Origin of the sequence: Emticicia aquatilis, assembly GCF_014644295.1 — a bacterium.
Lineage (GTDB): Bacteria > Bacteroidota > Bacteroidia > Cytophagales > Spirosomataceae > Emticicia > Emticicia aquatilis.
The window spans coordinates 425,479-439,016 of the sequence record NZ_BMKK01000003.1 but is presented as its reverse complement, the minus strand read 5'-3'; the positions used below and the strand labels follow the sequence as shown (position 1 = coordinate 439,016).

The following is a 13,538-nucleotide window of genomic DNA, read 5'->3' as shown; positions in this document are numbered from 1 at the left end:
AAATACTCCAATGAAAAAGAAAATATATTCATTATTATTCCTGTGTAGCTTTGCTGTTTTAGAAGGCTGCACCGACCTGAAAGAAGAAATTCTGGACGAAACCCTTTCGGCTGCCAAACTTACTGACAAACAAGCTGCCGACGGTATCATCGCCCCTGTGTATGCACGTCTCCCGGATATTTTCTTGCATACCAACTATTTTGCGATTCAAGAAATCTCGACCGATGAGGCTATCTTGCCTTACCGTGGCGGTACTGACTGGGGCGATAATGGTATTTACATTGCCATGCACCAACATACTTACCAAAGCACCGACCCAAATATCAGAAATACTTGGAACTTCATTTTGCAAGGAATGTCTCGTGCCATTACGGCCATGAACACCCTTCCAACGCTCAATGATGCCAACGCTAAAGTATATTTGGCTGAAGCTCGTGGAATGCGTGCTTATTACTCGATGCTTACACTCGATTTGTTTGGATTAGTTTTCGTGAAAGAAGACATTGGCGAAACTTCAAAAATTCTTCGTGGAGAAGAAGCATTCCAATATGTTAAAAATGAGTTTTTGGCGGTTGAACCAAACTTAGATGCAACAGTTGGCCCAGGTCGTTTGTCGAAAGGTGCCGTATGGGGTTTATTGGCTCGCTTATACCTCAATGCTGCGGTTTATCGTGATGTTTACGGCACTCCTACTTTCAAAGCTGATGAGATGGACAAAGTAACTGAATATTGTGATAAAATCATTAACTCTGGTACATACAAATTATCTCCAGATTACTTCTCAATTTTCGGTTCTGACAATCACACTAACCCTGAGTTGATTTTTGCAGTTGACCAACGTGCAGAGTTGAATGGACACAACCGTATGGCTTATTTCTCGCTATCGGGCGACCAGTTCCCTCTTCCAGCTTATCCAAATGCGAATGGTACTGATGGCCCAGCTATCACACCTGATTTCTATCGTACTTGGGTTGACCAATACGCTCCAAAAGACCCTTCGGCAGTTGACCCACGTTTCTACAAACAAAATCTTTCGGCATACTCAAACCCTGCTGACTCTTGTGTAGCTGAAGCTAATTTTAATATTAACCGTGGTATTTTGAGAGGTCAACAATATGGTTTGATTAGAAAAAATGGTGTATTCTTGAAATGTCCAGATGGTAAATTTAAAGTAGGTAAACTCTTCAATGATACTCGTAATCGCCCAACTGTACCAGTAAATTTTACCGAAAAAGTTGACTTTACAACCGCAGGAAGCGATTACAGTTCTGGCTACCGTGTTGAAAAATATGAATTCAGTAAAAAATCAGTTAGTGGACGTAACTTCGGAGAAGCCGACATCGTGATTGTTCGTTTGGCAGATGTTTATCTGATGCGTGCCGAAGCAAAACTACGTAAAAGTAATGATGCTGCGGGTGCATTAGCCGATGTAAACATCGTTCGTGCTGCACGTACAACCCCTCCGCCTGCTCTTACATCAATGTCGCTCGATATTTTATTTAGAGAACGTGGCTTTGAGTTTTACTGGGAAATGCTTCGCCGTACTGATATGATTCGTTTCGGAAAATACGAAGGAACTTGGACCGAGAAAACCAACACGGATAAACTCAAACGTATCTTCCCGATTCCACAAACAGCCATTGATGGTGCATCAAACCTTCCTGGCTATTTGAAACAAAATCAAGGATATTAATTTTATTGGAATGTATAATTAATAATTGTAAAGCGTTCATTATTAATTGATTAAGCGATGATAAATAAAACTTAAATTTTATTTATCATCGCTTTTTATCAAATTTCTTTTTGCAACGATTTCAAACGTTTGCGTAAAATTTATTTGAAATGTTATAGATTTTATTACTTTATTGCATGAGATTTAGTTTGAATGTCTGCATCATAGGTCAGATATTTTTATTAAGTTTCAAAAAGCCGAAAAATTCATTAGACAATTCAAAAAATAATAGAAATGAACTTCACTGAAAAAGAAATTTCGCCCCTCGCAAGCATCGAAGAGTGGGAAGATGATTTGCTCGAAAGATACCCAGAGCCTAAAAACGCTGAAACTAAGAAAAAGAAAGAAGAATACCGTAACTATACTGATTCGGAGCGAGTAAATACCGTTAGAGAATTCTACCGTTTGAATCATACTTATCAAACTTACGATTTTGTTGTTCAGAAAGAAAAAGAGTTCTTGAAGTTCGACAAACGTGAAATGTCAGTTTGGGATGCGATTGATTTCTTGAATACTTTGGTTGATGATTCTGACCCAGATACGAACCTCGACCAGTTTCAACACCTACTTCAAACATCAGAGGCTATCAGAGCCGACGGCCACCCAGATTGGTTCGTTCTAATGGGCTTTATGCACGATTTAGGCAAGGTTCTTTGCTTGTTCGGCGAGCCACAATGGGCAGTTGTAGGCGATACCTTTCCTGTGGGTTGCAAGCACTCAGATAAAATCGTTTACCCTGAGTTTTTCGAGGCAAACCCAGACTCTAAAGACGAACGTTATAACACAAAATATGGTATCTATTCACCAAATTGTGGACTTGAAAACGTAAAAATGTCTTGGGGACACGACGAGTATCTTTACCAAATGATGAAAAATTATTTGCCAGAAGAAGCTCTCTACCCAATTCGTTATCACTCATTCTATCCGCAACACCGTGATGATGCTTACAGTCATTTGATGTCGGCTCACGACTACAAAATGTTCAAATGGGTAGATAAATTCAATCCTTACGATTTGTATTCTAAAGTGCCAGTGCCACCAAATGCCAAAGAACTTCGCCCTTACTACGAAGATTTAGTAGCTAAATATTTGCCAGCTACTTTGAAATTCTAATCGAGATAATAGGGCAACAAAAAAGGGAAAATCGAAAGATTTTCCCTTTTTTGTTAGATTACTAACTGAATCTTAATATTCCCACAAATTGTGTTCAAATTCCATCAATTCGTGTTCTAATTGCTCAGACTTCAACAAACCTTCACGTGGAGATTTATAAATATCGTCTAAGAAATTATCTAAAGCATTCGATTTTTTGATAATCTTTCCATGAAACAAACGCAATTCAAAAGCATCTGCTAAGTTTTTGTGCGATGCTACATTAGCAGCATTGTACCAAATACATTTAGGATTGCTACGGAAATAACGCTCCAATTCTTTGTATTTGAATACACAAATCGGACGGTCGAAACCTAAAGTTGTTTGGTCAGCTGGAATGATTAATTTCAACGTAAGAATATCAAAATACTGACGTGAACGTTGTTTATCAAAAATCCAGTCTTCTTTCAACTCGAGAGTTGTCAACTGTGTCGGGAAAATCTCTACACCAGCACCAGGGTCAGCTGCTGCTGCGGGAGCAGCACCACCAGCTGCGGGTTTAGCAGCACCGCCACTATCTCCACCCCAACCGTCGTCACCGCCAGTCGAAAAACCAGCTGCTTTTTCTTCTTCTGATAAACCACCGCCTTCGCCTTTCAATAATAAACGCTCATTGAATTGGTCGAGTGTAAGCTTTGTTGTCAAAGAATCATTATCATAGGCTTCAATCAAACCAGCTTTTACGGCATCAATCAAGTGTCTTGTAATTTCACTTCCTTTCGAGAAAAGCGGTTGATTTTGCTTTTCTTTCAAGTCAATTCTTCGCCACAAAGTTGTTTTATACATGACGTTTTCTTCATGTATAGGGCGAAGCGATAGCGGATTCAAATAATTATTTGACTTTTCTTGAGCTACTGCAAACTGGCTGATAATCAAAGACATACCAAAAGCCAAGCCTTGTAATTTCTTCATAATTCTGACAATTTTTTATTATTAATTCAGTGGGATATTGAAGATAACTTCACCCACATCAACTGACTCAATTTCACCTTTGAAATTCTTACGTTCTACACGCTTAACTACAATTACATAACGGTCACCAGCTTGTGCTTGTTGTGCAAGGTTAGAAATATTTGCAGTTCCACTATATGTGCTATTTCCTACTCTTCTTGGACCACGAACCAAGTTCACCTCAAATTCTGCCACTCTAAACGCAGCATCTTCTGGGTTAGTTGATTTGAAAGATTCATCAGCTATTGCACCGATATTAATTGTTCTTAAACCAGTAGCCGAAGCTCCTCTACGCTCATCAATTCCAAGTAACTTAATCGTTGGTTTAGGAACACGACGAACAGGGAAGTTAAATGGCTGTAGAACGATTCCTCCATTAATCACATCCATAGTTACTTTTGCAGAGTTCGGTACGATAGTAACTTTACCACTTCCACCTGGAATAAATTCAGCACCAGAACCACTAAACGTTGGACTATACAAAGCACCTAAACCTGGTGAATATGTTGCTAAACGGTTAGCACATTTGAAATATAAAGCTGGCATCGTTGCTGTTTCGATTTGAACCGATGGCTTCAATACTGTATATGTTTCTTCTTTTTCAACTGACTTCATTGAGCCATCAGGTGAAGGATAGGAGACAGTTGCTTTATATGAACGTTTCAACTGACCATTTTTATCAAAATCACCACCAGAAGCTGTGATTTCGTATAAACCTTTACCGTCTTTCACAGGTAAAGCCGAACCATTAATACTAATTCTTGGTGTAATTGATTTAGAGTACGCTCCGATTGCTACCTCAGCTTTGTATTTCTGACCCGCAACTACCGAACGTGAATCTGGAATAACTACTGCAAAAATTTCGTCAAACTTAATTTCTTTGATACCAACTTGGCTTGCGAGATATTCTAATACTTCACCTTCTAAACGACGAACCTCTGATTGTTTTTGGCTCAATACAGCCAATGCCGCTGGTACTGGAGTTTGAGCAAAATATAACTCAGAGAAATCTTTACTTTTAGTAATATTATCAGTTCTTGCCAAAGCTGGGTCTTGCGAAGCATCAACAGCTAACTCAGGAAATTTAGTGTTTGGAGCAGCAAATTTCTGTAACTGAACAGCGAAATCATTCAATTTCTTTTTCAATTCATATCCTTTACCATTTTTCGCATCACCAACCATCAATATGGCTACTTTTTCTTCTTCCGAAGGATTTTTCACACCACCAGTTTCGGCATCAAGTCCACCGCCAGCAGTGACGATTTCTTGCTTCAAACCACTGATATAATTATCCATTTCGGTTGTAATTTTTCTTACTTCAACAGCCTTTTGAAGCACATCAGCATACTGAGCACCACCTGGTTTCTCTCTGATTTCCTTTTCAATTGCTTTTACCGATTTTTCGTTATTGCCATTAGCAGCAGAGTTTGCTCTTTCCAAACTATTATTCAAAAGCTGAAATTTCTGCAAGAGAGCATTACTCACTTGCAGTGCTAACATTGCCGTCAGAACGAGATACATCATGTTTATCATCTTCTGACGTGGCGACTCTTTTCCACCTGCCATATATTCTATATATTATACAGTTAGTAAATATTTTAGTGTTAATTAAAAATGTAGAATGATGAATGTATAATTAGAGTAATAAAACTCAGAATTCAGCACTCAGAACTCAATTAGTTGCCTTTCATTGCTGACAACATACTTCCATAAACGTTGTTCAATGAAGTAAGGTTATTTGTCAACTTCGACATTTCAGTTTTAAATTGTTGAGCTTCTTTCGACGCATCTGACATATCTTGCATAGCAGTTGTCAAGTTACCGTAGAAAGCGTTCATTGCTTTCAAGTGCTTGTTAGTGTCTTGTAATTCAAGTTCGTAAACAGCATTTAAAGCACCCATGTTTTGAGTAATCTTACTGAATTGTGAACGGTATTCTTGAGCATCTTTAGTAGCATCAGCCATGCTATTCATTGCAGTTACAGCAGTACCGTAAGCTGCATTCATAGCTGTTACTTGGCCAGAAGCTGTCTTTACATTTTTAGCATACTCGCTTGTAGCTACGGTTGCATCTGTCAAATCTGACATCTTAGCAACTTGGCCAGTCAAGCTTTGGATACCAGTTTTCAAACCATCAAAAATATCAGGTGAAATTTTAGCGTTAGCAAGCATATCATCCATTTTCGCAGTTAAACCAGCACCTTGAGTTGAAACGCTTCTTTTTGGAAGTTCACCTTGGAAATCATCAGCTAATTCTGGATAAACTTTTTCCCACTGATATTCAGTACTTGGGCGAAGGAATGATTGGAAAGCATAGATTAAGAAGATAGCGGCCTCAGTACCTAAACCAATAGGTAACATGAAGTTTGCCCAATCGTAGTGCATGATTTTACCCAATGCACCTAAGATTACAACTGATGCTCCTGCTCCATAGAAAAACGGAATAATTTTGTCCCAAAATAAACTTGTACCGTTGTTATTTGCTGCCATGTGTTTAAAAAAGTTAAGAATTAAGCTTTAGTTTAAAAGGTAATTTATTTTTTGTGTTTAAAATCTACTTTTGAGTAAACATAAGAAATGCGAAGTACAAGCGATGTATTCACTGATTGGAATACGTCAATTTGCAACTTCGCAATTCAATTTGATATTATTCTCTTCCTGGAACACTACCTAAACGGTCCATTACACAACGGAATCCGATATAAGAGCGGCGTTCGTTACGGAATTCATAAGTTCGAGTACCTGTTTCGAGGAAGTACGCTACGTCTTTCCAAGAACCACCTTTGATGATTTTACGAGGTTCGTTCTCATCATTATACACAGGGTTCAAATCCCATGTAACTGGCATGTATGATTCTGCATAAGCATCTTGGCACCACTCTGCCACATTTCCTGCCATGTTATATAAACCGTAATCATTCGGATTGAAGGCATTTGATGGAGCAGTGTAAGGATAACCATCAGCACGATAATTTCCTCTGTATGGTTTGAAGTTAGCTAAGAAACAACCTTTTCCATTAGCTACGTAAGGATTACCCCAAGGGTATTTTGCTCCTTCTTTGCCACCACGTGCTGCCCACTCCCATTCTGCTTCTGAAGGCAAGCGATAGCGAGGTGATTTAAATAAATTCTTTTGAGCTCTGTTGTCGTTCAATAGTTTTGTACGCCATTTACAGAAATATACTGCGGCATCCCAGCTAATACCCACTACTGGATACATATCAAATGCTGGCGACGAATAGTAATATTCTGTCATTTGGTCGCCATTATGATAAGTAAAGTCTTTACTCCAAACCGAAGTATCAGGATAAAGTGTTGACATGATAAACTCCTCACCTAAAACTGAAACTGAGTCGGTCATCATTGAATTTACAAACTGACGATACTCGTGGTTAGTAACTTCTGTATCATCCATATAAAACGGAACGATTGTTACTCTTTTGTTCATTGAGATACGAGCTGACATTACGTCTTCGTCAGCTTGTCCCATCATTAATGAACCTGATGGAATAAGTACCATTCCGTAAGGAGCAGTTTGCTTATAGCCTTTACGAGAGGTTGCCATGATTTCACCGTCACGGATTCCATCCATTCCGATATCCTTGCCTCCTCCTTTGCTGCTTTTCTTTCCACCGAAAACCTTGCCCAATGGACTCTTACTTGAAGAACCACAACTCTGCATCATTACGATTGGGGCAATCACTAACAGACTTTTCAAAAAGGTCTTTAACATTTTCTTGTTCATAGCTGAAAACAAGTTGGTTATCTATTTTTTTTGGTATTGATACTTTCGACAATATAGAAACGTGACTTCCGAAAATAATATTGCATTAGCTCACAAAGTTATGAAAAAAAATAAGTTTTTCCGATAACTAACAACTGATAAAGCAATTATTAAGCCAAAATATCTATTTACGGGTCTTGCTCAAACCTATTTGTTTAAATTCTTCATAGTTATTTGCTAAAACAATTAATGTTTTGTCAAACTTAGGTAGATGAGTGGAGAAATAGCAATTTTATTATTAAACGGCACAAATTATGCCAAAATACTATTCAATAGCATTTTTGAAGATAATAAACAGTAGTATTTATTAATTTTTTCTTTGGTAATTTTTATCAATATCTATATCTTGGCGTACGAACAATTGATTTTTTGCCCGCTCTAAGAGCTGCCAACGAATAGCTCAAAAGTAACTCATGTGAGGTAGGACTTTTGGCGTTTTTTCCACCTACAATTACATCAATTGCATAGCCTATTCTCAGACTTCCCCCCATTAAATTTGCTCCAACAAGACCCGAAGCTGCATCTCCTGTGCGGTAGCTTGCCCCTATCCAATAACGACTATCATAAGTTGCTATTGCTCCTGCTTCGGCAGAAATTGTATTTAGGTCAGATTTCACGATAAGCATCGGGCTTACATCAACCGTGTATGATACTCCTATCAAAACACTACCTGTCAGATAGGCACTACGCTTGAGCGTATTGGTTGCTTTGTCAGTACCAAGGCCAAATGTTGGCTGATTGATATGATTCATTGATAAACCAACGGTATAGGATGGATTATTTAGATAAAGTCCTGCTCCTAAATCTATTGCCGATTGGCTCAAACGACCAGTTGCCAAGAGTGGGTCATTTTCGTCTCTTGCACGCAAGCGACTGTAGTCTATTCCTCTCGAAAAGTATCCTCCGCTAACACCAATCCCCAACTGGCTATTACCGACTGGCATTTGGTAAGCATAAGATAATTTAAAATCTCGTTGGGTGCTTGCTCCTATTTTATCATTAACAAATGTAATGCCCACGCCACCTTTAATCATTTTGAGCGGAACATTGGCCGAAACAACCTGAGAAACTGGTGCTCCACCATCATCAAACGTACTCTGATAGCCCTGATATTGTGTACGGTAAATTGCCTGAAAACGGGTCACGTTTTCAGAGCCAGCTGTGGCAGGGTTTACAAATAATTGATTGTATATGTAATGCGTAAACTGGGCATCTTGTTGAGCATGAGCAGTAAAAGACGCTATTAATAAAACTATATAATAAATCTTTCTCATAGTGGGCTAAAATAGTCGATGGTCAATAGACGAGAAATGATAGGTTTGGGGCTGCAAATGCAACAATCTTTTTGTATCAATTCTATTTCTATTGGCAATTTAATTAATTATTTGTATTCCTAACACCATAACGAAAAAAAATAGGCTAAACTTGTGGTTTAGCCTATTAACTTATTTTTATTATATATTGTTCGCTTTTTTTATGTAGAGTTCTAAAGCTCCTGTCATTGAAGGTGCATTTGGGAGCGGTGCTTCAATATCAAGAATAAACCCTGCATCTCGAATGGCTTTGGCTGTTGTTGGGCCAAAAGCTGCCAAGCGAGTATTATTTTGCTTCCAATCTGGGAAATTAGAATTTAATGAGGTAATTCCCGATGGGCTATAAAAACATATAATATCGTAGAAAACCTCTGTAAGGTCTGATAAATCAGATGGAACGGTTTCGTACATGATTGCTTCCGTAAGGTGCAAATCATTACGATTCATCAGATTCGGGATGTCATTACTACGAATGTTTGAGCATGGGAACAAGAATTTCTCGCCTTTGTGCTTTAAAATTAATGCTTCCAAGTCAGCTGCGGTTTTCTGCCCCACAAAAATCTTACGTTTTCTGATAACGATGTATTTCTGTAAATAATTGGCCGTTTGCTCCGAAATACAGAAGTACTTCATATCTATCGGAATCTCGATTCTAAGTTCTTTAGCAATACGGAAGAAATTATCTACGGCATTACGACTTGTGAGAATAATGGCTGTATGAGCCAAAATATCCACTTTTTGGCGACGAAAATCACGGTGGTCTAAGCCTTTTACTTCAATAAAAGAACGGAAGTCCACTTTTAAATTAAACTTTTTGGCCAACTCAAAATACGGAGACTTTTCGTCGGTCGGTCTCGCTTGAGTTACCAAAATACTCTCCACTTTACGGAGGCGGTCCTGAGTTATTTTTTCTGTTACTTCACTCATCCAAATTGCGGGTTTTCAAGTACAAAATTGTATTTGGTTTTTAAAATGATGAACACTAAAAAGACATCATTACATGGCAAACCTTATGCCGAGAATAACGGGCAATATTTCCACGATACAAAGGTACGAAATTAAATAGAGACTTTGTATAGGAATACTACGAATTATGGTAAAATATAGAATGAAAAATCTAATTAAATAAAATACAACGATTGGTGTAAATAGGTACACTTGCCAGTTGAAATCATGCGGGAAGTAGTCCATAAAGAGTACTAACAACACAATAACCAAAGCCGAATAGAAAAGACTCGACGCTTGGATAATCTTGAAATAATGCAAATCAACTACTTTTTCGAGATTGAATAGTTGCCCTACTAAGCCAATAAAAAAGTATTTCATGACCAAGATTACGAACACCGCCAAACTGATTCGAAAATAGTTGGAAAGCAATACTCCGAGGGTATCGCCTTCTTGCAAGATTGCTCTTCCACCAAAAACATGAATCCCTTTGCTTTGCAGTAACATATAAAATAAGCTAATGATTAAACTCAAAAGAATGATAAACATCACATTCATTCTATTGAGTGGCTTATTTATCAGAAACGACTGCTCTCGAACAAAGGTGTTAAATAAATCTTTAAAGTTGAAATACCGCTGAAAGGCTCTAATATATGAGTTCGATAAATATGAAAAGAACACCAAAATGAACATCGACACCAATACGATATAATTTCTATATGGTGCTGGCGTACGAGGCTTGGCCGTAATACCCGATTCAGCCAATACAATTGGTTTCTGATTAAGGGAGCGTTTATAGCCCAACATTAGTTTTTTATCATCAATATCGTTGGAACCGTAAAGAGTAATGTAAATCGTTGGTTGCTCATAAGCTCGATACAAACTATCGACACTCAGTACAATCCATTTGCCAACGGGAATTTTCTGACGAAGAGAGCCATTGATGAATAAGAAATTATCGGCTTTTTGTGCATAGACTAAAATACTATACCCACGATTACTCTGAATATCGCAGAAAACGGTGTGAGAAGGGTATCCCAAGTGCTGTTCCGAAATATACGGAATGTAGGCTTTCATTCGGTCGTTATATACTTGCCAATCATCGTGGTAATCATGCACCAAGAAGTATTGGTCGTTTGGGCCAACGGTTGTGGCAAACGACTTTGACGATATGATTAGCAAAAGTATGTAAAGAATCTTCTTCAACGGCCTGCTTTAAATTTTTTGCAAAATTAAGCAAAAAAGGTCAGACTTGTTGAGTCTGACCTTTTGTTTTTATAATTAGACTGAAAAGATTTGTAAGATTATTGAGTATGATTACTCAAATTTAGGCTTAATGTTTACTAAATCTTAACGAATCATGAATTTTGAATTAAGCTTTTCCGAGAGCTTTCAACATCGTTGCACCGATGTCGGCTGGAGATGCTACCACGAAGATTCCACATTCTTCCATGATTTTCATCTTAGCAGCAGCTGTATCATCAGCACCACCGATGATTGCACCTGCGTGACCCATGCGACGTCCTTTCGGAGCTGTTTGACCAGCAATAAAACCAACTACTGGTTTTGTACCGTTTGCTTTAATCCAACGAGCAGCTTCGGCTTCCATTCCACCACCAATCTCGCCAATCATTACGATACCTTCAGTTTCTGGGTCGTTCATTAATAATTCAACGGCTTCTTTTGTAGTTGTTCCAATGATTGGGTCACCACCGATACCGATAGCAGTTGTTTGACCAAGACCTGCTTTTGATAATTGGTCAACGGCTTCATAAGTTAAAGTACCAGATTTAGAAACTACACCGATTGTACCTTTCTTGAAGATAAAACCTGGCATGATACCTACTTTACATTCTTCAGCTGTGATAATACCTGGGCAGTTAGGGCCAATCAAAGTAACATTTTTGCCTTGAATATAAGATTTGGCAGTTACCATATCTTTAGTTGGGATACCTTCAGTAATACATACGATTACTTTGATACCTGCATCGGCTGCTTCCATGATTGCATCTGCTGCAAACGCTGGTGGCACGAAAATAATTGAGACATCAGCACCTGTGCTAACTACTGCTTGTTCAACAGTATTGAAAACAGGGCGGTCAAGGTGCAATTGTCCACCTTTTCCTGGCGTTACACCACCAACGACATTTGTGCCGTATTCAATCATTTGACTCGCATGGAATGTACCTTCCGAGCCAGTAAAACCTTGTACGATTACTTTGGAGTTTTTATTTACAAGAACGCTCATTATTTTCGTGTATTTTGAATTTTACGTAAAAGTAGTTTGAAATGAGAAAAGTACAAAAAAAAATATGAGTTATGAGATATGACACGATAATTAATAGACATAAACAACTTATAATCAAGCAATTAAATTTTAATTAATTTTTGCTAAAATTTTATAGTTCTTTGAAAACTTTAAAGTTCTGCTAAGTATTTCGCTAACTTTATATAAGATTTATGAAATAACATAAAATACAAAATCAAATATTAAATTTGTTTATTGATTAGTACCAAAAGCTTCTAAAATGAAAACTAAAATTATAGGGTTCATAATAACCATCGGACTGTGGGTAACAGCCTGTGTTGAACCCTTTGAATTAGGGGTTGTGAGCGATTTAAGAATATTGACCGTGGATGCCACACTCACCGACATTGCTAAAGAACAACGTGTCACCATATCCGAGTCGTTTAATGCCAAAGGAACGGCCTTTAATTCACCTATTTTAAAAGCTTCGGTTGAGCTACTAATCAATGGAAAAGAAACCGTTAAGTTTATTGAAAAAGGAGAAGGCATATATGCTCTTCCGACAAATTTTGAATTAAAAACAGGCACCAGCTATCAGTTATTTTTCACGAAAAACGATGGAAGTAGCTATAAATCTGGTATTGAAAAGCTTGTTGAAGTGCCTGAAATAATAAGAATTCATGATGTGTTTTACAAAGATGGAATATTGAAAGAAGAAAAATTTATTCCTGCAAACTTTGTTTACATCGACACTAAAGACCCTGCCGAAGAGAAAAACAATTATTTATGGACTTGGCAACTTTGGGAAAAACAAGATATTTGTATAACTTGTGAAGGAGGCAGATATTACCCAAATACTGGTTGTAGAGCCCAAAATGAATATCAAGGGTTATTTTTTGACTATTATTGTGAGGGAGATTGTTGGGATATTTTGAGAAGTTCGGAACTGAATGTTTTAAACGATTTTACATCCAACGGTAAGACTATTTCAAATAGATTAGTAGCCCAAATTCCTTATTATACTACCAATGGAGCTTTGATTGAGATTAGTCAACAGTCCATCTCAAACGAGGCCTACAAATACTTAAAATTATTAGCTGACCAAACTCAAAATACAGGCACTTTGGTTGATACCCCACCCGCTGCACTTATCGGAAACATAACTAATATCAATAATACCAGTGAACCCGTTGCTGGTTTTTTTATGGTTAAGAGCATAAAGAGCAAAAGGTATTGGATAGATAGAAAAGAACCCAATGAATTAAAAATAAAAACTGTGGGTCTCAGAGACCATACTTTAAGTCAAGAACCCCCAGTTTCTGGCGAAATTGGTCGCCCTCCATTAGTTAAGTGTTTGCTAAGCCCAACACGCACTCCTAATAAGCCTGATGGCTGGCTTCAATAGTATTCGTTT

The 13,538-nt window shown here is 37.8% G+C and carries 11 protein-coding genes; 3 read left to right on the top strand and 8 right to left on the bottom strand.

The window, feature by feature from the left end:
- The first annotated feature begins 10 nt into the window (after nt 1–10).
- Together IEX65_RS09250 and IEX65_RS09245 are read left to right on the top strand one after the other, a co-directional pair.
- Nucleotides 11–1,693 (top strand): RagB/SusD family nutrient uptake outer membrane protein, encoded by a 1,683-nt coding sequence (locus IEX65_RS09250; protein ID WP_188765760.1) that lies wholly within the window; start codon nt 11–13, stop codon nt 1,691–1,693.
- A 273-nt stretch (nt 1,694–1,966) separates the two neighbouring features.
- Nucleotides 1,967–2,845, top strand: a complete 879-nt coding sequence (locus IEX65_RS09245; protein WP_188765759.1) for an inositol oxygenase family protein — start codon at nt 1,967–1,969, stop codon at nt 2,843–2,845.
- A gap of 72 nt (nt 2,846–2,917) precedes the next feature.
- On the opposite strand, the gene porN is transcribed toward IEX65_RS09245, so the two are convergent.
- The 8 genes from porN to sucD form a co-directional block, all read right to left on the bottom strand.
- The gene (gene porN / locus IEX65_RS09240; RefSeq protein ID WP_188765758.1) at nt 2,918–3,796 is read right to left on the bottom strand and encodes a type IX secretion system ring subunit PorN/GldN; all 879 of its coding nucleotides are present in this window, start codon (nt 3,794–3,796) and stop codon (nt 2,918–2,920) included.
- A gap of 21 nt (nt 3,797–3,817) precedes the next feature.
- Nucleotides 3,818–5,401 carry a type IX secretion system motor protein PorM/GldM gene (gene porM / locus IEX65_RS09235; RefSeq protein ID WP_188765757.1) on the bottom strand — a complete coding sequence of 528 codons (1,584 nt, stop codon included), beginning with the start codon at nt 5,399–5,401 and terminating at the stop codon, nt 3,818–3,820.
- 110 nt (nt 5,402–5,511) lie between these two features.
- A complete protein-coding gene (gene porL, locus IEX65_RS09230; RefSeq protein WP_188765756.1) occupies nt 5,512–6,324 on the bottom strand; it encodes a type IX secretion system motor protein PorL/GldL in 813 nt (270 codons plus the stop codon).
- A gap of 157 nt (nt 6,325–6,481) precedes the next feature.
- Entirely contained in the window at nt 6,482–7,579 is a 1,098-nt protein-coding gene (gene porK, locus IEX65_RS09225) for a T9SS ring complex lipoprotein PorK/GldK (RefSeq protein ID WP_188765755.1), read from the bottom strand.
- 371 nt (nt 7,580–7,950) lie between these two features.
- Nucleotides 7,951–8,892 (bottom strand): PorP/SprF family type IX secretion system membrane protein, encoded by a 942-nt coding sequence (locus tag IEX65_RS09220; protein WP_188765754.1) that lies wholly within the window; start codon nt 8,890–8,892, stop codon nt 7,951–7,953.
- Nucleotides 8,893–9,072: 180 nt separating this feature from the next.
- Entirely contained in the window at nt 9,073–9,858 is a 786-nt protein-coding gene (locus IEX65_RS09215; protein ID WP_064198047.1) for a uroporphyrinogen-III synthase, read from the bottom strand.
- Between the two features lie 69 nt (nt 9,859–9,927).
- Entirely contained in the window at nt 9,928–11,058 is a 1,131-nt protein-coding gene (locus IEX65_RS09210; RefSeq protein ID WP_188765753.1) for a DUF4271 domain-containing protein, read from the bottom strand.
- Between the two features lie 190 nt (nt 11,059–11,248).
- The gene (gene sucD, locus IEX65_RS09205; protein ID WP_188765752.1) at nt 11,249–12,124 is read right to left on the bottom strand and encodes a succinate--CoA ligase subunit alpha; all 876 of its coding nucleotides are present in this window, start codon (nt 12,122–12,124) and stop codon (nt 11,249–11,251) included.
- A gap of 280 nt (nt 12,125–12,404) precedes the next feature.
- Here sucD and IEX65_RS09200 point away from each other — a divergent pair, with 280 nt between their 5' ends.
- On the top strand, nt 12,405–13,529 hold the full coding sequence (locus IEX65_RS09200; RefSeq protein WP_188765751.1) for a DUF4249 domain-containing protein: 1,125 nt from the start codon (nt 12,405–12,407) through the stop codon (nt 13,527–13,529).
- The last annotated feature ends 9 nt before the right edge of the window (nt 13,530–13,538 follow it).